Here is a 25,986-nt window from a genome sequence, read left to right on the forward strand (position 1 = left end):
AGCTGCAACAAGCTGGAACGGTATGCCGCACGGGCCCTTTGAACCGGAACCTCGCACGGGCTCTTTCAGCCCAGCGTTGCCTGCGTGAAAGAGCGGGTGGAAACCGGTCCCCGAGCGCGTGCAACCGGTTCTGCCCGGGCAAATCCGCGTTGCCTTTATAATCCGCCATGATTCCAATTTCCTGCCTCCCCGCCTGCCACCCCCTTTGCGGCTTCCGCGAAGCCCTCCCCTTTGCGGTGGCCGTATGAAAACCCCAAAAAGGCTGCTGCCGCTGCTGGAAGAAGGTTTGATCGATGAAGTGATCGGCCAGTTGATGAGCGGCAAGGAAGCGACCGTCTATGTCGTGCGAAGCGGCGACTCCACCCGTTGCGCGAAAGTCTATAAAGACGCGAAGCAGCGCAGCTTTCGGCAAGCGGCTTCGTACCGCGAAGGCCGCACGGTGAAAAACAGCCGTCAAGCGCGTGCGATGGAAAAAGGCACGCGCTACGGCCGCCAGATGCAGGAAGAAGCGTGGCAGAACGCCGAGGTCGACGCGCTGTTCCGGCTCGCCAATGCTGGCGTGCGTGTGCCGCAACCGTACATCTGCACGGATGGCGTGTTGCTGATGGAACTGGTGGTAGATGCCCAGGGCGACGTCGCGCCGCGTCTGAATGACGTGGACATGAGCCACGCGCGCGCGCTCGAGCTGCATGAACTGCTGCTGAGTCAAGTCGTGCGCATGTTGTGCGCCGGCATGATTCACGGCGATCTGTCCGAATACAACATCCTGCTGGCCGCTGACGGTCCGGTGATCATCGACTTGCCGCAGGCGGTGGATGCCGCCGGCAATAACGAAGCGGCGGCCATGCTTCAACGTGACGTCGATAACCTCGCGACCTACTTCGGGCAGTTCGCGCCCGAATTGCTGAAGGCGAGCTACGGCAAGGAAATGTGGGCGCTGTACGAAGCGGGTCTGCTTTCCATCGATACAAAGCTCACGGGTCACGTGGAAGTCGACACCACGCCGGTGGATCTCGAAGCTGTGATGCAGGAAATTGAAGACATTCGGCTCGAAGAGGACGCGCGGGTGAGACGCGAGCAGGAACTCGACCAATAGGGTTTGCTCGCGCCGGTGGACGGGGGTTTTTGGGGGCGATTTCGGGGCTGGCGGGTCGGGGTCATTGCCGGGTCGCCAGGTTCTGGGGTTAGCGGTCGGGGTCAGTGCCGGGTTGCTGCTTTCGGCCTTAGCGGTCCGCGTGAGTCGGATATTCTCTTTATCACTATTAGCCACTGCGCGTGGCGGCGCGTCATTTCTTTGTCCAAAGCGACAAAGAAACGAAGCAAAGAAAACGCTTTCAAAACGCAGGCACGTAAGTGTCCACAGCGTGCAAGCTAAGCGTATGTGGTACCCCAAAAGCACGCTGCTCGCCAGAGCCACGAATGTGTGAACCCCTCCCTCTCGCGAATCCTTACACGAACACGCTTCGCCCCCAACGCTCTCGGGCAAGCACCATTGCCATGGAACCCCGCACGGCATCACGCGCATCTCTTACTACGGTCCTTAACAGGTTAGCTGCTTGGTTAGCGTGGTAGGAAAGAATACATTTGTTGGTTACGGCCTCATGGATTTTTTCGGTCTCGTTCGGAGGCGGGGTGGCGACGTGATTCGTTGTGCGTACCTATTCGGTGGGGGTGTCCGCGGATAGCGCGGGGTGATCCTTGGGCAGGTTCAGTCACTGGTGGCGAAGCGTGTGGGTATCCGTGTTCGGAGAAGGAGGGTTTCACACATCCGTGGCTCTGGCGAGCACCGTGCTTTTGGGGCACCTATGAATGAAAACTGCACGCTGTGGACACTTAGGGTAGCGTGGTTTGAAAGCGTTTTCTTTGCTTCGTTTCTTTGTCGCTTTGGACAAAGAAATGACGTGCCGCCACGCACAGTGGCTAATAGTGATAAAGAGAAAATCCGACTCATGCAGACCACTAAGGCCGAGAACAGCAACCCGGCACTGACTCAGACCGCCAACGCAGGAACCTGGCAACCCGGCACTGACCCCGACCGCTAACCCCAAAACCTGTGCACCCCAGCATCAACCCCGTCCACCATCGCGAGCAAAAACCAAGTCACTCGCCAGCGCGTCGAGCGTCGGCCCGCACGTCGCTTCGACCTTCAGTTGCAATAGTGCGTCGGCCCGCGTCTTGCCAAGATTGACCGCCGCGATCGGCTTGCCGGCGCGCCTCGCCCACTCGCAAAAGCGAAATCCCGAATACACCATTAGCGACGAACCGAGCACGAGCATGGCATCGGCCTCTTCGAGCGCCGCGGCCGCCGCATCCACACGGGCCCGCGGCACGCCTTCGCCGAAAAACACCACATCCGGCTTGAGCAAGCCGCCGCAGCGGGCACAGGACGGCGCATGGAAAGCGTCGAAATCGTAACCTTCGAGTTGCGCGTCGCCATCCGCCACCGGCAACGCAGCCAGGCCGACGAAGCTCGGGTTATTGGCGATAAGTCGCGGCTGGAGCGCGGCGCGTGAAGTATCGTCGCCGCATTCCATGCACCGCACCCGGCCAATATTGCCGTGCAATTCGATCACGTCCGTATTGCCCGCGCTCGTATGCAGTCCATCGACGTTTTGCGTGACAAGCCTTTCGAACAGGCCGAGGCGCTCGAGCCGCGCTACCGCGAGATGCGCGGCATTCGGTACGGCGCCCGCGACCAACGGCCAGCCAATCATGCTGCGCGCCCAATAGCGTTTCCGCGCAAACTCCGAGCCCAAGAAGTCTTTCAGCAAAATAGGCGCTCGACCCGTACGCTGCCCCTCGGTATCCCGATAGCAAGGTATTCCGGATTCCGTACTAATTCCCGCACCGGACAAAACGAACAGCCGCGGATGCCGTTCGACGAAATCGAAAAGAGGGTTTGAAAGCGTTCGAGACGCGTAGTCCGGCAGATTTTTCATCTTCGGAATAGTAGCGGCAACACGCTTTTTCTGCTGGAGCGCGGATCGGTACGGCAGCGCATGATAAGGCACACAGCGCCCAGCGGCAGGGTTCGCACCACAGTGAGGATCTGGATCGTCGAGACATGCGCTTTAGACTGTATTTACAAAATAGAGTCTCTAACTTGTAGACGAATAACGCGCGCATGCCGCCACGCCCAGGCCCCTTCCGTAACTTGACATTCCGGCCATCTGTTTCGACCATACCCAGTGCCACTGGCTACCGATCCGCTGACCTCACGAACCACCAGGCGCATGCGTGACCACCGACCTCCTCAACTCGACTTTCGCGGCGCTCGCCGATCCGACCCGGCGAGCAATCCTTGCGCGGCTTGCCCGAGGCGAGGCATCGGTGTCGGAGCTTGCCGAGCCGTTTGACATGACCCTCGCCGCCGTATCCAAGCATCTCAGGGTGCTCGAGCATGCCGGGCTGATCGTGCGCGAGCGTGACGCGCAACGCCGCCCATGCCGGCTCGCTGCAGCAGCCCTGAAAGATGCCAGTGAATGGTTCGATCCGTATCGGCGGTTATGGGAAGCCGGCGAAAGTGGGAGAACACGATAAACCGCCCTCCCCGAACTGACTGAGCCCGTGACCAAACCCATGAACAAACCCCGTCACGACACCCGCGCCACGAGCTTCGCGGACTTCACCGGCTTTGGAAACAGCGGATAGGCCACCAGCGCACAGGCAGCGGCAGCGAGCCAGACAACACCCCATGATCCGATTGCGAGCAAATGCGGAATGCACAGCGGCGCCAGGAACAAGCCGAGATACACCCCGGTATTGACCATCCCCAGCGCCGTACCCGCGCGGTCCTTGCCGGCCAGCGTCGCGAGTTCAGTGTAGGCCACGCCATGCCACGCAGACACGCAGATTCCGGCGAACGCGATCAGCGCGATCAGCAACGCTTCTGGCAACCGCTGACCCGACCCCACCACAACGCCCAACACCACGAAAGACGCGACCGCGACCAGCGTCGACCCGCGCAGATACGCGCGCCGGTTGCCGCGTTTATCGGTGAAACGGCCGCTTGCTACGCGCATGATCATCGCGCCGAGCTGGACGGTGACCATCGTCGCGGTAATACCCGCTATGCCGATATGCCCAAAGTCATGCAAAAACACGGTGGCGAAAGTCAGCACCGCGAACTGCGGAACGCACAAAATGCCGATGCCCGCCACGACGCGCCAGATCATCCGGTCGCGCAGCGGACTAACCGCGGGCACGGCCGGGATAGGCGCGGCCGGCTTAGTCGAACTCGCGTTCGAACCACCATGCGCTGCGACAGGCGCCTCCGGCGGCTCATGCAGCCAAAGCCAAGCGAGCACGCCTGAGACGGCGCACATGGCCGCCAGCACCCCGTAGACCGGGCGGAATCCGCCTGTGGAAGCGAGCCAGGGCAGGATCAACGCGCCCAACCCGCCGCCAAGCGGTACGGCAGTCTGACGAATGCTCATGGCCAGACCGCGCTCGCCTTCCTGGAACCAACGCATGACCGCACGCCCGCTCGATCCGTTCACGCTCCCGCCGACCAGGCCGACCAGGCACATCGATATCACCAGCCATAGCAAGCTCGGAACAGCCGCATGCGACGGCACGACGAACAGCATCATGGATAGCAACGCGGCAGCGGTCGCGGCCAACCCGGTCAGCAAGATGGGCCGGTCTCCCCAGCGATCGGTCGCGACACCCCACGGCAACTCCGTGAGCGCAACACCCAGCCCCATGGCCCCAAGCGCCAGCCCGAGCGCTGCGTTGCCGAGGTGATAGTCCGCGCGCAGCCAGACGGCGGTCGTGGGAATGCCCGCGGCGGCAGCGGAAAAGCTGACGTTCGCGGCCACGCCAACGCCCAGCACTTTCCATCGGTGCGACGCGCCCAAATCTCGGTGCGCCGTTACCGGCAAGGGGATTACACATTGAGTTTCCATGCTTTTCTCTCTGAAATGCTTTCGATGGACTCAGTGTCGTGGTTTATCATCATCCTGAATATCAATTAATATTGAATCAACGATTCGATAAAACGGGACGATAAATCATGTCGCAGACCAATTTCGATGTCGCTTCGCTGCGGACCTTCGTCGTCGGCATGGAGCTGGGAAGCTTCGCAAAGGCGGCGGACCGCGTCGGGCGCTCGACCTCGGCTGTCAGCGCGCAGATCAAGAAACTGGAGGAGCAGTCGGGCGCGCCGCTGTTCAAGAAAGCGGGGCGCAACCTGGCGCTGACCGAGGCGGGCGAAACCATGCTGCGATTCGCGCGCAGGCTGGTCGATCTCAACGACGAAGCCGCTGTCGCCGTGCGCGGCCCGGACCTTGAAGGCTGGATCAGGCTCGGGCTGCAAGAGGATTTCGGCGAAGTCATGTTGCCCGACGTCCTGGGCCGGTTCTCGCGTGCGCATCCGAAAGTGCGGATCGAGGCGCGGGTTGCGCGCAACATGGATCTGCTCAGCCGGATCGATTCGAACGACCTCGACCTGGCATTGATCTGGGACGACGCCGTCTTGTCAGGCCATGAACTTCCAGGCAGCCCCCGGCACGAGATGATCGCCGAGCCTGCCATGTGCTGGATCGGTTCATCAACCTTGCCGTGGAATCCCGATTCATCAGAACCTCTGCCGCTGGTCGCCTTCGATCGGGCTTGCCTGTTTTTCAGCGCGGCCACCGACGCGCTCGATCGCGCGAATATCCGTTGGAGGGTGGCGTTCACGAGTCCGAGCCTCTCCGGCCTGTGGGCCGCCGCGGCGGCGGGCCTTGGACTTACCGTGCGCACGCGTTATGGCCTGCCCGCTTCCGTCAGCGCATTCGACGGCAAGGATCTGGGATTGCCCGCGCTGCCGTCGCTGCCGCTGTCGCTCGTGCGCGCGTCGGCCACGCCCACGCCGCCGGTGCAGCAGCTCGCGGCGCTCATTCTTCAATCCATACGCGGCGGGTCGGCATCGCTGGGCCGGATCGCGGCGTGAGCGGCGCTTCAATGTTTCGTCCGCTGTAAAAAGAAAGCAAAACGGCATTCACGCATCGCCCAATGTCCACGCTCGACGGCCCGCTTTTTGCTGAAGGCTGAAGAACGACTGACGGGAGTGCGACATGCCCGGTTCCATGCAGCAAGCAGCGAAATTCGACGATCTTCGAGAGGATCGTGGCACGCGAGTAAGCATTGCCGACACCCCAATCCTGTTAGTCCGGCAACGCGACCGGGTCCACGCGTTTTCAGCCGATTGCCCCCATGCCGGCGCGCCGCTCGAGCAGGGTGCAATATGTAATGGACGCATTGTTTGTCCATGGCACAAAGGCACGTTTGCCCTCGCCGACGGCAGCCTGATCGAGCCGCCACCACTGGCCGGTTTGAAACGCTATCCGGTAGTAATTGAAAACGGCAACGTGCTGGTTTCACCTCAGGCGCAAACCGAGCCCGCTCGCACGCCGAGCGCAGACACACGCACGATGGTTGTGATTGGTGCGGGCGCGGCGGGTGCGGCTGCCTGCGCCACGCTGCGTGAAGCCGGCTTCGATGGCCGTCTCGTGCTGATCGGACCCGAGCACGGCATGCCCTACGATCGCACGGCGCTCAGCAAGTTCGTGCTTGCCGGCGACATGCCGCCCGAGAAAATTCCCCCGCTTTTGCCCGACGATTTCCTTTCGACACAGCGCATCGAACGCATTGAAGCGACCGTCGAGAAACTCGACGCCGGCACGAAGCAAATCGACCTATCTAACAAGCTCACCTTGAATTACGAGGCCGCGTTGATCTGCACAGGGGGCATCCCCAAGCCGATGGAGGTGCCTGGTTCAACCCTGCGCGGAATTTTCATGCTGCGGTCGCGAGACGATGCAGAGATGATTCTTGCGTCGCTCGAAGGCGCGAGGAAAGCGCTGATCGTGGGAGCAAGTTTCATCGGGCTGGAAGTGGCTTCGTCCCTGAGAAAACGGGGGGTGGACGTTACCGTTGTCGCGCCGGGAAGGGTGCCGCTTGGCTCGCAATTCGGCGATGAACTCGGCCAGATGTTTCAACGCCTGCACGAGAAAAACGGCGTGGTCTTTCGCATGCAGTCCAAAGTCAAAGCGTTCTTGGGCAACGACATCGTGAGCGCAGTGGAACTCGATAGCGGCGAAAAATTGTCGGTAGACGTGGTGATCGTTGGCACCGGCGTGCGCCCTGCTACCGGCTTCCTGCACGGCATCGAGCTGGCAGATGACGGGGGCATTCCCGTGGATTCATCGATGCGCGCTGCACCCGGTCTTTACGCCGCAGGAGACATCGCGCAATTCCCCCTGCCGCGCTCGGACAAAACGCTCCGCATAGAACACTGGCGCGTCGCCCAACAACACGCGCGTGTCGCCGCGCTCAACATGGCCGGCTGCGACGAGCATTACACGGGCGTGCCGTATTTCTGGACCTATCACTTCGGCAAGCGCCTCGAATATCTCGGCCATGCAAGCGAGCATGACGAAGTGATGATCGACGGTGATCTCGATGCTCAAGCGTTCATCGCCTATCTGATGAAGGATGGTCACGTTGCAGCGGCCATAGCATGCGACCGCGAAGCCCCTGCCGCACGGCTGGCGGAAGCCATGCGTGCCACCCTGACGCTAGCGCAAGCGCGCAGCGCCGCTGCCCGTTGATGCAGTCATGGCGACTCGGCCCATAGGCATTCGCCCCGACCAGCAACCGGAGCGCCTCGAACAATGCCGCCGCTGTCTATTGTGGGAGGCGGCTACGCAAGCTGTTCCGGGTGCGGGTCCACAGCATGCGCTGCTGATGCTTGTCGGCGAACAACCCGGCGATCAGGAAGACCTGCAGGGCAAGCCGTTTGTCGGTCCCGCAGGGGCGTTGCTGGATAGCGCGCTCGATGAAGCCGGCGTGGACCGCAACCAGGTGTATGTAACGAACGCGGTCAAGCATTTCAAGTGGGAACCGCGTGGCAAGCGACGCCTGCACAAGACACCCGCGCAACGCGAAGTGGACGCGTGTCACTACTGGATCGAACGGGAACTGGCGGAACACGATCCCAAGGTTGTTGTTGCATTGGGTGCGACCGCGTTGAAGTCCGTGCTGCAAAAATCAACCGTGAAATTGCAGGCTTCAATGGGCGATGCGATCGAACACGACGGGCGTCTGGTCATCGCGACCTTTCATCCATCGTATGCGCTTCGATCGCCCGATGCCGAGACGCGCGAGCGTGCGTATAGCGCGATCGTAGAGGCTTTTAAACATGCCCATCGATTGATTGAGAAACACGCTAAATAACTGGGAGGGATGCCATGGCGATCGCATCGAAGAGCAACAGGAGCAGTAACGGCAAGCGCAAGACCACACGTCAGAAACACGCGCGAGCAAAACCAAAACCGAAGCAGCATTCGAGCCGTTCGAACCCCAAACGCTGGTCGCATCACGTGATCGAAACGAGCGATGCAATGGACATCGAGCATGAGATTTTCAAGGAGGGCAGCGCGCAGGAGATTGCCGATTCGCTGAAGAAATCGTCCACGCGCAGCAACCGGCGCAAAGGCACGCCATTCCAGTCCGCCATGTCGATGCTGAATTTCTACATCAATCGCGCCGGACGAAACCTGCCGAAATCGCGTCGGACCACCCTGGATAACGCCAAGAAGCGCCTGCGCGAAGCGTTCGGCCGCAAGCCGTGATTGCTGGCTGAAAGCATCAGTGGAATGCGCCTTGCTACCGCACTCCAACTGAGCTTCAGGCGCGCAAGCTTCAGGCACGCCCAAGCGACACGTATTGCCGGTCACTAAAGGAGGCGCCATGTCCGACAACACCGCTTTAAATCCCGGCGATGAAGCTGCGCCCGGCACGCAAAGCCGTCGTTGACTCCCCCGCGAAACTGATGGCAAAACGTGCCGCCCCGGCTAACGGGTTGTTCGCCGCCGCCGAAGCCACGCTGATCGGTCTCTACGACGGCGGCGTGCTTTCCCCTGCGGTGCTACAACGCGTCATAGCCGGTTTTGCCGGCAGCGCGATCGACTGGAACACCCCGCCCCGGCTTCGTACTATCGACGAAAAGTCGCTGCACGAAGTCGTCGCCATGACCATGATGCCGGGTCGGACCTTACGCAATGCATCGAAGGAATTCTTCGCGGTGATCGCGCATATTGGTGGCGTCAGTGCTGAAGAGCACGATGAATCCGGTGAGCCTGGTGAACCGCCCGAAGACGAACCTGATACTGATCTGATCGACCAGTTATCCGGCGGGCGTAGCGGTAAAAGAGCGGCGAAGACCGCGCGCAAGACAGCCTCGCCTACCGGCTTCAACCCGCTCGTGCATGCAACGTCCCCGCGTAAAAACCGCCAGTCATAGCATTGCCTTTGATCCATGTCATGGTTGTGACTGACCGGGAATCTGCTGCACGCGGCACAATACAGAATGCCTTAGCGCCCCTAATGCCTTAGCAAGAGCAACCCGCAAGAGTGACGCGCCGGACCGAGTGACACCGCCCTCCAACCAACGGATACAACGGACACGATATGGACACACAGGCAACTCCCCGCTCCCTCCCCCTTTCCCCCGACGAATTGCGCAAGATCGACGCCTACTGGCGCGCCTGCAATTATCTGTCGGTAGGCATGATCTATTTACGCGCCAACCCGCTCCTGCGCGAACCGCTCAAGGCGGCGCACATCAAGCAGCGCTTGCTCGGACATTGGGGTTCGGACCCCGGTCAGTCGTTCACCTGGGTGCACCTGAACCGCCTGATCATGAAGGACGACCTGAACGTCATGTATGTCTCGGGTCCAGGGCATGGGGCACCTGCAACGCTGTCGAACTCGTACCTGGAGGGTTATTACTCCGAGATCTATCCGGATCGCAGCGCCGATGAAACCGGCATGCTGCGCCTGTTCCGCGCTTTCTCGTCGCCAGGGGGCATCGGTTCGCATTGCACGCCTGAAACGCCGGGCTCAATACACGAAGGCGGCGAGCTGGGTTACAGCCTCTCGCACGGTTTCGGGGCGGCATTCGATAACCCCGACCTGATCGTGGCGGTCATGGTGGGTGACGGCGAGGCCGAGACCGGCCCGCTAGCCACCTCGTGGCATTCGAACAAGTTCCTGAACCCGGTGGTGGATGGCGCGGTGCTGCCCATCCTGCACTTGAACGGCTACAAGATCGCGAACCCGACCATCCTCGCGCGCATCCCGCAAGAAGAACTCGAAGCGCTGATGACGGGTTACGGATACAAACCGCACTTCGTCTCGGGCCATGATCCCGCCGTCATGCATCAACTGATGGCAGAGACGCTGGAGACCTGCATCGGGGAGATTCGCGCGATCCAGGCTCATGCGCGTTCGACCGGTGACACCACGCGTCCGCGCTGGCCGATGATCGTCTTGCGCTCGCCTAAAGGCTGGACCGGTCCGAAGGAAGTCGACGGCCACAAGGTCGAGGATTTCTGGCGCGCGCACCAGGTGCCGGTGCTCGATCCGGTGACCAACTCGAAGAGCTTGAAGATTGTGGAAGCGTGGATGCGCAGCTACAAACCCGAAGAACTCTTCGACGAGAACGGCACGCTGATTGAAGAACTTCGTGCGATGGCGCCGAAGGGCGACCGCCGCATCAGCGCCAATCCGCATGCGAACGGCGGCCGGCTCAGGCGCTCGCTGGACCTGCCCGACATCCGCGACTACGCGTTCGGCGTGGATGATCCCGCCGGCACGTACCAGTCGCCCACGGCCGTGCTTGCTATCTGGCTGCGCGACGTGATCAAGCGCAACATGAGCACCTTCAAGCTGTTCGGCCCCGATGAAACCGCCAGCAACAAACTCGATGGCGTGTATGAAGCGTCGGGCAAACGCTGGATCGCCGAGATCAAGCCGGAAGACAGCGACGGTGGCGCGTTATCGACTGATGGCCGCGTGATGGAAATGCTCAGCGAGCACACGCTGGAAGGCTGGTTCGAAGGCTATGTGCTCACGGGCCGGCACGGGTTGTTCGCGACCTACGAAGCGTTCGTGCATGTGATTGACTCCATGTTCAACCAGCACGCCAAGTGGCTGGAAAAGGCGAAGAGCGAACTCGACTGGCGTGCGCCGGTGCCTTCGGTGAACTTGTTGATTACCTCGCTGGTATGGCGTCAGGATCACAATGGCTTCACCCATCAGGACCCGGGTTTCCTGGACGTTGTCACGAATAAGAGCCCCGAAGTCGTGCGCATCTACCTGCCGCCCGATGCGAACTGCCTGCTGAGCGTGATGGATCATTGCCTGCGATCACGCGACTACATCAACGTGATCGTCGCGGACAAGCAGCCGCACTTGCAGTACCTCGACATGGAAGCCGCGCTTGCTCATTGCACCAAGGGTATTGGCATCTGGGACTGGGCATCGACGGACCAGAACAGCGAACCAGACGTGGTGATGGCCTGTGCCGGCGATATCGCCACCATGGAATCGCTCGCCGCCGTCGAGATCCTGAAGGAGCATTTTCCCGACCTCAAGATCCGCTTCGTCAACGTGGTGGACCTGTTCCGGCTGATGCCCGACACCGATCATCCGCACGGTCTGTCCGGTCGCGATTTCGATTCCATTTTCTCGCGCGAGAAGCCGGTCATCTTCAACTTCCACTCGTATCCGTCGCTCGTTCACAAGCTCACGTATAACCGCACGAATCACGAGAACATGCATGTGCATGGGTATCGTGAGCGCGGCAACATCAATACGCCGTTCGAGTTGGCAATCATCAATCAGGTCGATCGCTTTTCGCTGTGTATCGATGTGATCGATCGTGTGCCTCGACTTCGCGATACCGGTGCTCACACGAAGAACTGGCTCAAGGACCAGATCAACGCGAGCATTACTTACGCCCACGCGGAAGGCATTGACCGCGATGAAATCCGTAACTGGGTTTGGAAAGGCTGACCCCATGACCCTCGGAATCCTGGTGCTGAACAGCGGTTCATCGTCGCTTAAATTTGGCGTGTATATGCCCGGCAAAACGCCCGGCACCGCGTCGGGCACCGCCGCGGACACCGGCGACGAAACGCCGTGGCTGACCGGCAGCGCGAAGGGCATCGGCCGCGATGACGGCTCGCTGACCATGCGTTCATCGGATGGTGCGATCGATGTCACGCAAAACCACGTGATGGAGTCGCAGCACGACGCGTTGCAGCGCGTGGCCGACGCGCTGCATGCGCATCTCGACCAGCCGCTGGCTGCAGTGGGGCATCGGGTAGTGCATGGCGGTCCGCACCTGACCGACCATGCGCTGATCACGCCCGAGGTGAAACAGACCTTGCGCGATGCGGTGCAATTCGCGCCGCTGCATTTGCCTCAGGCGCTAGAACTGCTGGATCTGGCGCAGCAGATTTTCAACGACGTGCCGCATTTCGCCTGCCTCGACACCGCGTTCCACCGGACCATGCCCGCGCGTGCCACCCACCTCGCGCTGCCGAAACACTACGCTGGCGAAGGGGTGGTTCGATACGGCTTCCACGGCCTCTCGTATGAGTCAATCGTCGCATCGCTGGGCAACGACCTGCCGGCACGCCTTGTGGTCGCGCATCTCGGCAGCGGCGCAAGCCTGTGCGCGATCCGTGATGGCCGTTCAATCGATACAAGCATGGGTCTCACGCCGACCGGCGGTATTCCCATGGCAACACGCACGGGCGACCTCGACCCGGGCGTGCTGGTGTATCTGATGCGCACCGGTTCTCTGGACGCCGACGCGCTCGAACACCTGATCAATCATGAAAGCGGCCTCAAGGGCCTGTCCGATTCGAACGATGACATGCAAGCCCTTCTGCAACGCAGCGACGCGGATGCGGAACTTGCCATCGATATCTTCTGTACTGCTGTACGAAAGACCATCGGCGCGTATGCCGCGTTAATGGGCGGTCTCGACCGCGTGGTGTTCACTGGCGGGATTGGCGAGCACGCCGCGGCCGTGCGTGAACGCATTTGCGATGGACTCGAATTTCTCGATGTTCAGTTTGATGTGATCGAGACGCAGGAAGAGCGGCAGATTGCGCGTCATTGCCGCACGTTGCTTGGCCTGACGGGCGGCTGAACGCACCCGTCAGGTACGTCGATTCACGCTGTCAGGTGATCATCCACTAGCCATGCTCATGCGAGCCGGCGCCATGTGCGCCGCGCCAGAAGAACACCTGCTCGGCGGCGGCAATCAGCGCGTCGAGAGAAACCGGCTTGGTCAGCGTCAGGTCAAATCCCGACGCGCGTGCGCGCTGGTCGTCGGCGCCCACCGCGTAGCCTGTCAGCGCAATGGCGGGCAACTGGGCCAGGCGCGGATTCGCCCGTACCCGGCCCATCAGCTCGTAGCCGTCCATGCCGGGCATACCGATGTCGCAGACCAGCAGGTCCACGTGATTGCGTTCGAGCAACGCCAGCGCGTCCTCGCCGTCGTGAGCAGTGGCGACCAACGCGCCTTCGAGTTCCAGCAAAGCGGCGAATGCGCTCGCGGTTTCGGAGTCGTCGTCGACGACCAGCATCCGCACGCCAGCAAGCGACCCGTTGCGCTCATCCGCAACATGCGTCCCCACAGAATGGCCCTCAACCAGCGGCAGCCACACGCTCATCCGCGTGCCGCACCCTGCCCCGTCCGAATGCGCAAGCACGCTTCCCGCATGCATCTCCACGAGTTGCTTGACCAGCGCGAGGCCAATACCCATGCCGCCGGTCTTGCGACGGGCTTCGCTGCCCTGTGAGAACATCTCGAAGATATGCGGCAACAGCGGCGCTTCAATCCCCTGCCCAGTGTCAGTGACATCGATACGCAACTCATCCTCCTCGCACGTGAGGCGAACGGAAACCGCGCCGCCCCGCGGCGTAAACTTCAGTGCGTTGCTCAGCAGGTTCCACACGATCTGGTCGAAGCGTACGGGGTCCACCTTGGTCCACACCGGTTCCTCCAGACCCTCGAACGACAGCGCAATCCCCCTTGATGCAGCATCCGCCTCGATGGCATCGGCGATGGTCCGCAGCATGGCGGCGACATCGCCCATCGCCAGGTTCAACGCCAATCTGCCGGTGCGCACGCGTGACAGGTCCAGCAAGTCGTCAATGATCTTCGCCTGACCGAGCACGGCCCGCTGGATCGCATCCGCCGCAAGCTGGATAGCCGGTACGCCACGCGCCTCGGGGATGCGCGGCAACATCTCCGCCTTAACGTGAATCAGGTTGAGCGGGTGCTTCAATTCGTGCGACAGCACGGCCAGGAAATCGTCCTTGAGCCGGTTCGCCGCCTCCGCCTGCGCCCGCACAGCACGTTCTTCCACGAGCTGTAACTGTCGCGCATCTTCGTGTGTCTTGCGGTCCGTCAGATCCCTCAGAATTTTCGCGTAGCCCGTGAATTTCGGATCGGATAACGGCGTCACCACGCCGCTGCAATACACCTTGCGGCCGCCCTTTGCGACGTGCCAGCGATCGTCGTCGGCACGGCCGTCGCGTTGCGCGACCTCGCGTTCGTGCGCCGCCACGTGCGCGCCCTGATCCTCCGCAGTAAAGATCACGTCGATGTTCTGCCCGACCGCCTCCTCTGCCGTATAACCGAAGACCCGCTCAGCGCCGGCGTTCCAGCTAGCAATACGGCCCTCGGGGTCCTGCACGATGATCGCGAAGTCGTTCGTTGTCTGCGCAGCGAGTCTCAAGCGCTCCTCGCCCGCCCTCACGTTCGCCTCTGCGCGGCGGCGCGCCGTGGTTTCAACAAGACTGAGCACCGCGCCGTCAATCCGGTCGTCCGCCGTCCTGTACGGCAGCACACGCGCGAAGAACCAGCGGCCGTCGGAGGTAGCGACCTCGCGCTCGGTCTGTCGCAACGACTGGAACGTGGCACTCACGTCGTCGGCCAGCTCGGGATAAACCAGCCGGTGCGTGATGTCGAATAACGAACGCCCGACATCCGCGCCGATCAGGTTGAACACCAGGGCCGCGCTCGGCGTGTAGCGTTTGATGCACATTGCGCGATCGACGAAGATGGTGGCAATATCGGTCGAGGTAATCAGGTTCTGCAGGTCGTCATTGGCCTTGCCAGTCTCCTCTATCTTCGCCTGCAGTTCCGCGTTGACGGTGATGAGTTCCTCGTTCACCGACTGCAACTCTTCCTTGCTGGTTTCGAGTTCCTCCGTCGCCGATCTCAACTCTTCGTTGATCGCCTGCAATTCTTCATTGGACGCCTTGAGCTCTTCCGTCGACGTCTCGTACTGCTCGATCGTGGTCTGAAGTTGTTCCTTGCTCGAATGCAGCTCTTGTTCGAGCTGCTGCATCACGGTGTCATTACTCGTCTGACGCTCCACGGCCGACTTGCTTTCCGTCATCGCTTCCTGCACCTCGTCGAACAGCACGAGAAGGAAGTCGGCGTCGGCGGCGGCGTCGTGGAAGGGGCGCACGGTCATGTTGACGTACGAAGGATGACCGTCGCGCTGCAGCTTGACGCGCCGGGCCTCCACGCTATTGCCCGTCTGCGTGGCCTGGAACAGCGCGGTACGCAGGTCGAGCCGCAGTTCGGGCAGCACGACGGCAATCATGTTGCTCGAAGGTTCGCCGCCGACATACCGCAGGAAACGTCCCGCGTTGTCCGACATATGCACAATCTTCGAATCGCGGTTGACGATCACGCTGGGGGGCGCGTATTGCTCGAGCACACGCTGGTGTAACGCACTGAACGAGAAATTGCGGCGCCCCGGGAGCAGCGCGGATCCCGCCTCTTCGTCGTGCGTATAACGCCCTTGCATCAGCAGCGAAGGAGACGCCAGCGACGGGCGGTTCGGCAGCTTCGCCGCTTTCGCCCGGTAGATCCGGTTCTTCTTGTCGACCACGCTGAACAGCTCTTCGACCGAGTCCGCCGACTCCGAACTGCCGAGGAACAGGTACCCGTTGGGGTACAACGCGTAGTGAAACATCTCCAGCACCTGGTTCTGCACGCCGCGGTCGAGATAGATCAGGAGATTGCGGCAGGAAACCAGGTCAAGCCGCGAGAACGGCGGATCGCGCAGCACGTTGTGGATGGCGAACAAGATCTTCTCGCGCACGTTTTTCACCACCTCGTAGCGCGAGTCGACCTTGACAAAAAATTGCCGCAGCGCAGAGGGGCGAACGTCGGTCATGATCGACTCGGGGTACAGTCCGGCCCGCGCACGCGCAACCGCGCTTTCGTCGATGTCGGTGGCGAACACCTGGATATTGGCTGAGGAATGCAACGCCTCGCGCTGCTCGCACAGGAGCATGGCAAGCGAATACGCTTCCTCGCCCGACGAGCATCCCGCGACCCACGCGCGAACCTGGTCGCCGCCGGCCTTGTTATGGAACAAGGCCGGCAGCACGCCGCGTTCGAGCGATTCGAACGCTTCTCTATCGCGGAAAAAACTGGTCACGCCAATCAGCATGTCCTTGAGCAAGGCCGCGGTTTCGCGCGAGTTATCCCGCAACAGGTCGCGGTAGGCAATGAGGTCCGGCACGCCGTTGACTTGAAGGCGCCGCTCGATGCGGCGCAGCATGGTCGCCCGCTTGTAGAAACGGAAGTCGTGCCCGGTGCGGGCACGCAACGTCGACAGAATGGCCTGCAACGCAAGTTCGGCCTCACTCCGGCGGTCGGCCCGATCGTCCAGACCCGGTGCTGCCGGTTCCAGCTCGGGCAAGGCAATGCGCTTGGCGTTGTTCCATATGTCGAGCAGCCGCTGCGGCATTTCCACCACGGGCAGCACCAGGTCGACCTGGTCTGTCAGGATGGCGTTCTGCGGCATCTCCGCGTATTCGGCGTCGTTCGGTTCCTGCGCGAGCGTCACGCCGCCCTTTTCCTTCACGTTGGCAATACCGACCGCGCCGTCGCTACCCGTGCCGGACATCACGATGCACATCGCGCGCTGGCCGTGGGCGTCCGCCAGGCTCCGGAAAAACCGGTCGATAGTGACCGGCCGGCCCGCCGTGGGCTCGGCGTTGCGTGCATTCAGGACACCATCCGCCATCGTCAGGCTCTTGCCCGGCGCAATGACGTACACGTGGTTTGCTTCTATCTGTGTCGGGCCGCTGACTTGCAACACGCGCATGCGGGTCACGTTCTGCAGCACCTTGTCCGCGCTGCTGACATGCTTCGCCGACAAATGCAGGACCACGACAAATGCCATGCCCATATCGGACGGCGCGTTCTCGAAGAAGCGCAGCAGCGCCTGGACGCCACCTGCGGAAGCGCCGATCCCGACCACAGGGAAATCCAGCGAACTCGATACGTGCGCCGCGGGCCCGTCCTCACTTGCTGGGGGCACCGTTGATGTTGTAGTTTCGCTCACTCGAGTGGCCTCGGTTCGGGGTGCTTTGACGGATTAAAGATACCACTACGCGTTCGAACGAACGCGCTTTCCGGCACCCGGGCGAAGCGGCACGCAGCACGCGCGCGCTGCGCCGGGAAATCGGATTATCCGGTTCTTATCTAAGGGGACACAGGCGGCGCTCATTATATTCACGCGGCATTTCTTCGGGGCACGCGGGCACGTTATTTATTGAGTGCGTTGCGTTCGTTCGTCCCACGCAGATCGCACGACGCGCATCGTCCGCCAGTTTGCTAACATGGACCAAGCCGCAGCCGCCTCTGCGGCGCTACTGGCGGACCGTGCAAGGCAATATCGGAGCGCGCCTCGTGACCCTCATCGTGTACATCAATACTGCAGGCAATCAGGACAGCCGCGACAACGACCTGTTCCAGATCGACGCGGCAGGCTTCCTGGTCGACATGGGCTGCGTGCTGGTCGATCACTGCAGCCATGCCGTGAACGCCGCGTCCCGGATCGCGCTACAGCGGGCCATCCGCCGTATCAAGCCGGGCGACACGCTGGTAGTCGCGCGCCTCGGTTACCTGGGAAGCAGCATCAGCGACGCCGTGTCCACCCTGACCGTGCTCGCCGGCAAAGGAGCGCAGGTCTTCTGCGTAGACGCGGGCAAGACCGATCTTTGCGCGAGCGGCGACGGTTCACCTATCCGCATCCTCCAGCTTGCCGCCGAACTGGAGCGCGATGCCAAACGCGCCCGCGCGCTCGACGCAGCCGCGATTGCCAAGAAGGACGGCACGCATCAGGGACGTCCCGCCTCGTTGTCCGACTCACAGCGGCAACAAGCGCTGAAGGCGCTTGCCGCAGGCAGCACCGTGACGGCAATCGCACGGGTGCTCAGCACCTCGCGGCAGACGATCATCCGCCTGCGCGACGCGGCATCGCGCGATTCCACTGCGGTGCAATCACCGCCAGTCGAGCACTAGCCTGCGAAACGGGGCTTCATGTTTCCCCAAGTACGCCCCGCGTATCACCCGAAAACCACCGTCAAGGAACCCGCACTGGCAATTATTACTTTTTGCCTTCGATATATTTATCAGATGATTATGCGGAACGCCAATATGACCGCAACATCCGGGGTGTTTTAAAACGCCGTGCAGCGGACACTGCAGGTCATCGAAACTGCGTGGAGAAACTGATAATGGATGCCTTGGCGACGAATATCGAAGCCCGCATAAACGCCGTCAATTGGCATGCGGTGCAAGAGGAACTGGATGGATTCGGCTGCGCAACGGTCGAGCGCCTGCTCACGCCTCCAGAATGTGACGCATTGAAAGCGCTTTATGCGCGCGACGAGTTGTACAGAAGCCGCGTAGTCATGGCACGCCACGGTTTCGGGCGCGGCGAGTACAAGTACTACGCTTATCCGCTGCCTGAAGTGATTGGCACCTTGCGCGACGTGGTCTATCCGCATCTTGTCCCCATTGCTAATCGATGGAACGAGATCATGCGTATCGACACCCGGTATCCGCCGGACCACGCCGCTTTTATCGATCGATGCCATGCGGCTGGACAGCTTCGCCCCACACCGCTGATCCTGCAGTACGCGCAAGGCGACTACAACTGCCTGCATCAGGACCTGTACGGCGAGCACGTGTTTCCACTTCAGCTTGCCATCTTGCTGTCGGTACCGGGACGTGACTTTACAGGCGGAGAGTTTGTGATGACCGAACAGCGGCCGCGCATGCAGTCGCGGGCCGAAGTCGTGCCGCTGGCACAAGGGGACGCCGTGATTTTTGCCGTGCACAACCGGCCGGTGAACGGGACGCGCGGAGCGTACCGAGTGAATCTCAGGCATGGTGTGAGCCGGCTGAGATCGGGGCACCGGCATACGGTTGGCGTCATTTTCCACGACGCAACCTGAGACTGCGGACCAGGTATGCCCGCGCAGTCAGCTATTCGTTTTCGTCAAAGTAGTGACCGAAGCGGACCTGCTTCGTCTTGATGTAACGCTCGTTTTCCTCACGCACGGGAATGGCCAGCGCGACCCGTTCGCAAACCGGGATATCGTGCTTGAGCAGCGTGTCGAACTTCGACGGATTGTTGCTCATCAAACGCACCGACTGCACGCCGAGCGCACGCAGAATAGCGGCGGCCGAGTCGTATTCCCGCGCGTCGTCGGGCAAACCCAGATGCAGGTTGGCGTCGACCGTGTCGTACCCCTGCTCTTGCAGCGCATACGCGCGGATCTTGTTCGCCAGCCCGATGCCGCGCCCTTCGTGACCCCGCAGATACAACAAGATACCGCGATTTTCAGCCGCGATATAACGCATCGCGAGATCCAGTTGCTCACCGCAATCACAGCGATACGAGCCGAATACATCGCCCGTGACACACTCGGAATGCAGCCGGCACAGCACGGATTCGCCGGCGCTGACATCGCCCATGACAAGCGTCAAATGCTCGGCGCCCGTGCTCTTCACGCGATACACATGCGACTCAAACACGCCGTAACGCGTGGGAATCGTGGCCTTCGCCACGAGTTCGACGCATTCTTCGTGGGCTGCTACGGCAGTGGCTGCCGGTGAATCAGAAACGTTTTTCATGTTCTCTTGTACTGCATAGGAGGGCGTGGACCGCATGCCGGTATTTCGGCAACTTTAGCAAGAAGCAGGAAAGAAGCAGGAAAGAAGCGGGAGCGCCCGGTCCGACATGTTAAAACGCCCGGGAAATATTTGCAGCCCGCAGGCCGGAAGGATCCATGGCCGCCTGACACGCTGCATGAAACCACCCCAAGTCCAGACAACTGATTTCGACATATCTAAAGAAGAACGTATCGCTTCGTCAAAAATTCCGTGATTGGTAAAGTACATGATTACTTAGATACGCCCGTTGTGCGCCTCTTAACCTTCACCGACCTTACATGCCCCATCACAGCCTGACACTCGACTCGTTCGTCGCGCAAGGCCGCGCGCTGGCCCGCACCGCGGTTTGCACACTTGCCGCTTTTTGCGCTTTTGGCGCGCTCGCCGGCACCGCCCACGCGGCGGGCAAGACCCTGGTGTTCTGTTCGGAGGGCAGTCCGGCGGGCTTCGATTCCGCGCAGTACACCACCAGCACGGACTTCGACGCGGGCGCGCACGCAGTCTACGACACCCTGGTCGAATTCCAGCGCGGTTCGCTCGATCTGGTGCCCGGTCTGGCCACATCATGGGACGAGTCACCCGATGCGAAGACCTTCACGTTTCATCTCCGGCACGGCGTCAAGTTCCAGACCACGCCCTGGTTCAAGCCCACGCGAGACTTCGACGCAGACGACGTCGTCTTCACGTTCAAACGCATGATCGACCCGGACAATGCGTTCCAGAAAGCGCATCCGGTGAGCTTCCCGTATCTCAGCGATCTCGGTTACGACAAGAACATTGCATCGGTTGAAAAACTCGACGACTACACAGTGCGCTTCACGCTGCACACATCGGACGTGGTGTTCGTGCGCAACATAGCAATGGAATTCGCCTCCATTGTGTCGGCGCAATACGCCGATCAGTTGCTGAAGGCAGGCAAGACCGAGGACTTGAACCAGAAGCCCGTGGGCACGGGGCCATTCGTATTCCGCGACTATCAGAAAGACGCGACCATCCGCTACGACGCGAATCCGGACTTCTGGAACAAGAAGGACGTGCATGTCGCGAAACTGGTGTTCGCGATCACACCGGACGCCGCCGTGCGCATGCAGAAACTCGCAAGCGGCGAATGCCAGATGACGGCCTTCCCGCGCCCCGCCGACATCCAGACCGCCCGCAGTAACCCTAGCCTCGCGGTGCTCTCGGGCGTAGGTTTCAACGTGGCTTATGTCGGCTATAACACCACCCACAAGCCGCTTGATAACGTCCTGGTGCGTCGCGCGCTGGACATGGCCGTCGACAAGCCGGCCATCTTGAAGAGCGTCTACGAAGGCGCTGCGACCGTGGCCTCGAATCCAATGCCGCCGTCGCAATGGTCGTATAACAAGGCGTTGAAAGATGCGCCTTATGATCCTGCGAAGGCCCGTGAACTGCTGAAGCAAGCGGGCTTTCCGAACGGCTTTTCGATCACGTTATGGGCCATGCCCGTGCAGCGCGGTTACAACCCGAACGCTCGCCTGATGGCGCAATTGATTCAATCGGACTGGGCGAAGATTGGCGTGAAAGCGAACATCGTGACCTACGAATGGGCCGAATATAACAAGCGCGCGAAAGAAGGCGGCGAGCACGACGCCATCCTCTACGGCTGGATGGGCGATAACGGCGACCCGGACAACTGGCTCGGCACGACGCTCGGCTGCGACGCGGTGCATGGCAGCAACGTGGCGAAGTGGTGCAACAAGCAATTCGACGATCTGCTCGGGAAAGCGCGGCTGATCACCGACCAGCCGACGCGCACCAAGCTGTACGAGCAGGCGCAGGTTGTGTTCAAGGACCAGGTTCCGTACACGCCAATCGCCCACGCCAACGCGTTCCAGTTGATGACGAAGGACGTCAAAGGATACGAGATCAGCCCGCTGGGCGGTCATCGCTTCGACGGCATTTCGCTCGACTGATGACGCGAGATTCAAGGCGACGGCCTTTGAAAGGCCTGTCGCCGTACGATTTCATGCGGGGTGATCGAAGCTGCCGGGACTCTTGTCCGTTGCGCTCCATTGTGGCTTGCGATCCCGCTCTGCCTTCTGCAAATGGGCCTTCAGGGCCTCTTTGTCGAAATCCTTCGTGTAGACCGGCGTGCCCGGCTGCTGACGCCACGAGTCGTCAATACCGCCGTTATCCACCGGATCGAAGCCCATCTCGTTGACGAGTTGCATCACGACGGTTTTCGCGTCGGCGTTATCGCCCGAGACCGGCAACGCCACGCGTCCCGGCGTGCCCTCAGGCTTGCCGAGATCGCGCAAATGCGCCGCGTAGATGTTGTTGAAAGCCTTGATGACCGGACGCCCAATCTGCTGCGCGACCCATGCGCTTTCCATCATGCCGGACTCGATCTCTTCGATACGGCCATCGCGCTCACGCGGATAATAATTGCCGGTATCGATCACGACAGTGGTTTCCGGCACATCGTCGAACAGGCCTGCCGGCAAATTCAGCACTTTCTTTTCCGGGATCGTGACCACGATCACGGCAGCGCCGCGTACCACGTCGGCGAGTTCGGCCGGCTTCGCGCCGGTTTCGCCCGCGACCTCGGCCAGCGTATCCGGCCCTCGCGAATTGCCGATCAGGACCTCATGACCCTTCTCGACCCAGCGCAGCGCCAGCACGCGGCCAATATTCCCCGCGCCAATGATGCCGATTTTCATACACCCTCCTGTTGATTCAGTTAGCTAAAGCGGGATGCGTGCAACGCGCATGCCCGCCGTTGTTGACACTGGCGGCGATTCCAGTACTGGCAGCAGCTTCCAGGTAACGATAAAATGCGGCCCCGTTAGTGCGGCGCCCTTGTGAGTCGCCTGGTTCAGCCGCCTCACTCCGCCGCGTTAACCCTGATAGCCTCACCACATCGACCCCATTAAATCATTCGATTTTCCATATTGGGCGTCTCCCTTCATACTTCGTTCACTCCTTACCACTTAACTACTTAACACAAGGACATACGCAATGCCGATCATCAACAGCCAGGTCAAACCGTTCAAAGCCAACGCTTATCACAACGGCGACTTCACCACCGTGACCGACGAAAGCCTGAAGGGCAAATGGTCCGTCCTGGTGTTCTACCCGGCTGACTTCACGTTCGTTTGCCCGACGGAACTCGGCGATCTGGCCGACCGTTACGCAGAATTCAAGAAGCTGGGCGTGGAAATCTACAGCGTGTCGACCGACACCCACTTCACGCACAAGGCATGGCACGACACGTCGGACACAATCGGCAAGATCAAGTATCCGATGATTGCCGATCCGACGCTGGTCATCTCGCGCGCCTTCGACGTGTTGATCGAAGAAGAAGGCCTGGCGCTGCGTGGCACGTTCGTGATCAACCCGGAAGGCGAGATCAAGCTGTGCGAAATCCACGACAACGGCATTGGCCGTGACGCTGGCGAACTGCTGCGCAAGGTGCAGGCAGCCCAATACGTGGCAGCACACCCGGGCGAAGTGTGCCCCGCGAAGTGGACGCCGGGCGCTGAAACGCTGACCCCGTCGCTCGACCTGATTGGCAAGATCTAAGCTTTAAATCCTCGCTGCCGTAAATCCTGCATTAAATCCTGGTTGTAAAGCGATGTACCCGGGCTGCTCGCGGCCCGGGTGACGCTCGCCCCGCATTCCTTGCATTAATAAAAACCCTCGTCACACGGACTCGAATCGCCATGCTGGAAGCCAACCTCAAGACTCAGTTGAAAGCGTATCTGGAAAAGGTCAGCCGGCCGATCGAGATCGTCGCTTCGCTCGACAACTCGCCGAAATCCATCGAGCTGCAAAGCCTGCTGCATGAAATCGCCACGCTGTCGGACCGCATTGCGGTGATCGAAAAGCGCGACGATGCGCAACGCAAGCCGTCGTTTTCCATCGGCGAACCGGGTAAGCCCACGGGTATCCGTTTCGCGGGCATCCCGATGGGCCATGAATTCACGTCGCTGGTTCTGGCGCTGCTCCAGACCGGCGGTCATCCGGTCAAACTCGACGACGCGGTGATCGAACAGATCCGCGCGCTCGACGGCGACTATGAGTTTGAAACGTATATCTCGCTGTCGTGCCAGAACTGCCCGGAAGTCGTGCAGGCGCTCAACGTGATGGCGCTCATCAATCCGCGTATCCGCCAGGTCACCATCGACGGCGCGTTGTTCCAGAATGAAGTCGAGCAACGCCAGATCATGGCCGTCCCCACCGTCTACATGAACGGTCAAGTGTTCGGGCAAGGCCGCACTGGCGTGAAGGAAATTCTCGCGAAGCTCGATAGCAGCGCTGGCGCTCGCGCCGCGAAGGAACTCGAAAAGAAAGGCGTATTCGATGTGCTGATCGTCGGCGGCGGACCTGCCGGCGCAGCGGCTGCCATCTACTCGGCGCGCAAGGGCATCTCGACCGGCGTGGCGGCTGAACGCTTTGGCGGACAAGTGCTGGATACGCTCGCCATCGAAAACTTCGTCTCCGTGCAAGCGACCGAAGGACCGCAGTTCGCCACCGCGCTCGAGCAGCACGTGAAGAGCTATGACGTTGACATCATGGACGTGCAGCGCGCCGAAGCGCTTGTGCCCGGCAAGATTCACGAAGTGCGCCTGGCCAACGGCGCGGTGCTGAAAGCGAAGACGATCGTGCTTGCCACGGGCGCTCGCTGGCGCGAAATCAACGTGCCGGGCGAGAAGGAATATCGCAATCACGGCGTGGCGTATTGCCCGCATTGCGACGGCCCGCTGTTCAAGGGCAAGCGTGTTGCGGTGATCGGCGGCGGCAATTCCGGCGTTGAAGCGGCAATCGATCTGGCCGGACTGGTCAGCGCGGTGACCTTGCTCGAATTCGGTACGGAGTTGCGTGCCGACGCCGTGCTGCAACGCAAGCTGCGCAGCTTGAAGAACGTGACCATCGTCACGCAGGCTCAGACCACGGAAGTCACCGGCGACGGCAAGAAGGTCAACGGTCTTTCTTACAAGGATCTGAGTTCGGGCGAAACGAAGCATATCGAGCTGGAAGGCGTCTTCGTTCAGATCGGGCTGGTGCCTAATACGGAATGGCTTAAGGGCACCGTCGAATTGTCACGTCACGGCGAGATCGTGGTGGATGCGCGGGGCGCGACGTCGGTGCCGGGCGTGTTCGCGGCCGGCGATGTGACCACCGTGCCGTTCAAGCAGATCGTGATCGCGGTCGGCGAAGGGGCCAAAGCGTCGCTTAGCGCGTTTGATTACCTGATCCGGAATTCGGAGACGGAAACGGTTGAAGCTGAAGTCGACGAAGCGGTGGCCTGAAACAGTCGCGCGACGCGTTTCACCTTACGGATAGCTGTTTAAACTTCGATCCTAATGCTGTATTGAAATGCCCGACAATCTCCTATCATGTTGATTGCCGGGCATTTTTTCGTCTTTTCTCAAGCTTACAACGTGTAAAAAATGCCGTTAATTAGGCGGTCCGTAAATTGCCTAAAGAATTGTCCCGAGTTGCCGTAGATACCAAGGGTGAGACTCTGTTCTCACGGCGAGTGCCCACCTGCGGCCATCGGACAGCACTTGTCGATGAACACATCATCTCGAGGTCATGACGGTATGGGAATTCTCGGAAACACCTTCAGCACGTTCTTTCGCGGCCACGGGCGGTCAAACCCCGGCATGGCGCAAAAGCTCGAACGCGCGCTTCGCCGGGAAGGCGACTTGAAACGCGAACTGACGCAATTGCAGCTCAGGACGGCGGCGAACGGGCCCGATCTCGACGTCAAGATGGACCTCATGAAATTCGACGTCGCACAGGAAAAAGCCGCGGTCGCGAGTTTGACGGCGGCGTTGCTCAGCGCGCAGGAAGACCTGGAACTCGAGAAGGCGAACCGGTCGGCTGCGGTTCATCTCTTGAAAAAACATGGCGTGATCGATGGTGTCTCTTACGCGAGTTTTACGCGTGAGCAACGGGTCGAGTTGATTGCTGTGGCAATGGATGAGGTCGCCGGGAAGGAGACGACTAGCCGGTGGCGAGCGCGCTCGCCAGCTAGTGCGAAGTCGGGGAAGAGCAAGGGGACATAAGCGCCGTTCGGCGGCGGACACAGCACAACAATCGAGCGAGTGTCTGGATCGAAGAATTGCTAAAACAGCCGATCTCTGCCTCGCCAGTGCTGGCGCAGCTGTTGGCTC

At 60.9% G+C, this 25,986-nt stretch carries 20 protein-coding genes; 15 read left to right on the forward strand and 5 right to left on the reverse strand.

Going from position 1 to position 25,986, the window contains the following annotated elements; genetic code table 11:
• Positions 1-244: 244 nt before the first annotated feature.
• Positions 245-1,096, forward strand: a complete 852-nt coding sequence (locus SBC1_RS32580; protein WP_165104439.1) for a PA4780 family RIO1-like protein kinase — start codon at positions 245-247, stop codon at positions 1,094-1,096.
• A 970-nt stretch (positions 1,097-2,066) separates the two neighbouring features.
• Here the strand turns inward: SBC1_RS32580 and SBC1_RS32585 are convergent.
• Positions 2,067-2,939, reverse strand: a complete 873-nt coding sequence (locus tag SBC1_RS32585; protein WP_165104928.1) for an NAD-dependent protein deacetylase — start codon at positions 2,937-2,939, stop codon at positions 2,067-2,069.
• Between the two features lie 298 nt (positions 2,940-3,237).
• On the opposite strand from SBC1_RS32585, the gene SBC1_RS32590 reads away from it, so the two are divergent.
• Positions 3,238-3,540, forward strand: coding sequence for a helix-turn-helix transcriptional regulator (locus tag SBC1_RS32590; RefSeq protein ID WP_165104440.1), 303 nt, complete (start codon positions 3,238-3,240; stop codon positions 3,538-3,540).
• A gap of 53 nt (positions 3,541-3,593) precedes the next feature.
• Here SBC1_RS32590 and SBC1_RS32595 read toward each other — a convergent pair whose 3' ends face one another.
• On the reverse strand, positions 3,594-4,907 hold the full coding sequence (locus tag SBC1_RS32595; protein ID WP_165104441.1) for an MFS transporter: 1,314 nt from the start codon (positions 4,905-4,907) through the stop codon (positions 3,594-3,596).
• 107 nt (positions 4,908-5,014) lie between these two features.
• Here SBC1_RS32595 and SBC1_RS32600 point away from each other — a divergent pair, with 107 nt between their 5' ends.
• The 7 genes from SBC1_RS32600 (at position 5,015) to SBC1_RS32630 (ending at position 12,991) form a co-directional block, all read left to right on the forward strand.
• Entirely contained in the window at positions 5,015-5,935 is a 921-nt protein-coding gene (locus SBC1_RS32600; RefSeq protein WP_165104442.1) for a LysR substrate-binding domain-containing protein, read from the forward strand.
• A gap of 124 nt (positions 5,936-6,059) precedes the next feature.
• On the forward strand, positions 6,060-7,595 hold the full coding sequence (locus tag SBC1_RS32605) for an FAD-dependent oxidoreductase (RefSeq protein ID WP_165104443.1): 1,536 nt from the start codon (positions 6,060-6,062) through the stop codon (positions 7,593-7,595).
• Positions 7,596-7,602: 7 nt separating this feature from the next.
• Positions 7,603-8,220, forward strand: a complete 618-nt coding sequence (locus SBC1_RS32610) for a UdgX family uracil-DNA binding protein (RefSeq protein WP_165104444.1) — start codon at positions 7,603-7,605, stop codon at positions 8,218-8,220.
• A 14-nt stretch (positions 8,221-8,234) separates the two neighbouring features.
• Positions 8,235-8,618 carry a DUF3175 domain-containing protein gene (locus tag SBC1_RS32615; RefSeq protein ID WP_165104445.1) on the forward strand — a complete coding sequence of 128 codons (384 nt, stop codon included), beginning with the start codon at positions 8,235-8,237 and terminating at the stop codon, positions 8,616-8,618.
• A gap of 200 nt (positions 8,619-8,818) precedes the next feature.
• Entirely contained in the window at positions 8,819-9,289 is a 471-nt protein-coding gene (locus SBC1_RS32620; RefSeq protein ID WP_165104446.1) for a hypothetical protein, read from the forward strand.
• 167 nt (positions 9,290-9,456) lie between these two features.
• Positions 9,457-11,844 (forward strand): phosphoketolase, encoded by a 2,388-nt coding sequence (locus tag SBC1_RS32625; protein WP_165104447.1) that lies wholly within the window; start codon positions 9,457-9,459, stop codon positions 11,842-11,844.
• Positions 11,845-11,848: 4 nt separating this feature from the next.
• Positions 11,849-12,991 (forward strand): acetate/propionate family kinase, encoded by a 1,143-nt coding sequence (locus SBC1_RS32630; protein WP_165104448.1) that lies wholly within the window; start codon positions 11,849-11,851, stop codon positions 12,989-12,991.
• Positions 12,992-13,037: 46 nt separating this feature from the next.
• Here SBC1_RS32630 and SBC1_RS32635 read toward each other — a convergent pair whose 3' ends face one another.
• On the reverse strand, positions 13,038-17,222 hold the full coding sequence (locus SBC1_RS32635) for a CheR family methyltransferase (RefSeq protein WP_241202309.1): 4,185 nt from the start codon (positions 17,220-17,222) through the stop codon (positions 13,038-13,040).
• A gap of 347 nt (positions 17,223-17,569) precedes the next feature.
• Between SBC1_RS32635 and SBC1_RS32640 the strand changes: the two genes are divergently transcribed.
• Positions 17,570-18,184, forward strand: coding sequence for a recombinase family protein (locus tag SBC1_RS32640; protein WP_241202310.1), 615 nt, complete (start codon positions 17,570-17,572; stop codon positions 18,182-18,184).
• Between the two features lie 215 nt (positions 18,185-18,399).
• Complete coding sequence (locus tag SBC1_RS32645) at positions 18,400-19,122, forward strand: 2OG-Fe(II) oxygenase (protein ID WP_165104449.1); 723 nt, start codon at positions 18,400-18,402, stop codon at positions 19,120-19,122.
• A 31-nt stretch (positions 19,123-19,153) separates the two neighbouring features.
• Here SBC1_RS32645 and ribA read toward each other — a convergent pair whose 3' ends face one another.
• On the reverse strand, positions 19,154-19,804 hold the full coding sequence (gene ribA / locus SBC1_RS32650; protein ID WP_165104450.1) for a GTP cyclohydrolase II: 651 nt from the start codon (positions 19,802-19,804) through the stop codon (positions 19,154-19,156).
• A 317-nt stretch (positions 19,805-20,121) separates the two neighbouring features.
• Between ribA and SBC1_RS32655 the strand changes: the two genes are divergently transcribed.
• On the forward strand, positions 20,122-21,777 hold the full coding sequence (locus tag SBC1_RS32655; RefSeq protein WP_165104451.1) for an ABC transporter substrate-binding protein: 1,656 nt from the start codon (positions 20,122-20,124) through the stop codon (positions 21,775-21,777).
• Between the two features lie 51 nt (positions 21,778-21,828).
• Here SBC1_RS32655 and SBC1_RS32660 read toward each other — a convergent pair whose 3' ends face one another.
• Complete coding sequence (locus SBC1_RS32660; RefSeq protein ID WP_165104452.1) at positions 21,829-22,524, reverse strand: NADPH-dependent F420 reductase; 696 nt, start codon at positions 22,522-22,524, stop codon at positions 21,829-21,831.
• 298 nt (positions 22,525-22,822) lie between these two features.
• Here SBC1_RS32660 and ahpC point away from each other — a divergent pair, with 298 nt between their 5' ends.
• From ahpC to SBC1_RS32675, 3 genes are all read left to right on the forward strand, one after another.
• Complete coding sequence (ahpC, locus tag SBC1_RS32665) at positions 22,823-23,386, forward strand: alkyl hydroperoxide reductase subunit C (RefSeq protein ID WP_165104453.1); 564 nt, start codon at positions 22,823-22,825, stop codon at positions 23,384-23,386.
• 140 nt (positions 23,387-23,526) lie between these two features.
• Positions 23,527-25,116, forward strand: a complete 1,590-nt coding sequence (gene ahpF / locus SBC1_RS32670; RefSeq protein WP_165104454.1) for an alkyl hydroperoxide reductase subunit F — start codon at positions 23,527-23,529, stop codon at positions 25,114-25,116.
• Between the two features lie 264 nt (positions 25,117-25,380).
• Positions 25,381-25,878 carry a hypothetical protein gene (locus SBC1_RS32675; protein WP_165104455.1) on the forward strand — a complete coding sequence of 166 codons (498 nt, stop codon included), beginning with the start codon at positions 25,381-25,383 and terminating at the stop codon, positions 25,876-25,878.
• Positions 25,879-25,986: the final 108 nt, after the last annotated feature.

Source organism: Caballeronia sp. SBC1 (assembly GCF_011493005.1).
GTDB lineage: Bacteria > Pseudomonadota > Gammaproteobacteria > Burkholderiales > Burkholderiaceae > Caballeronia.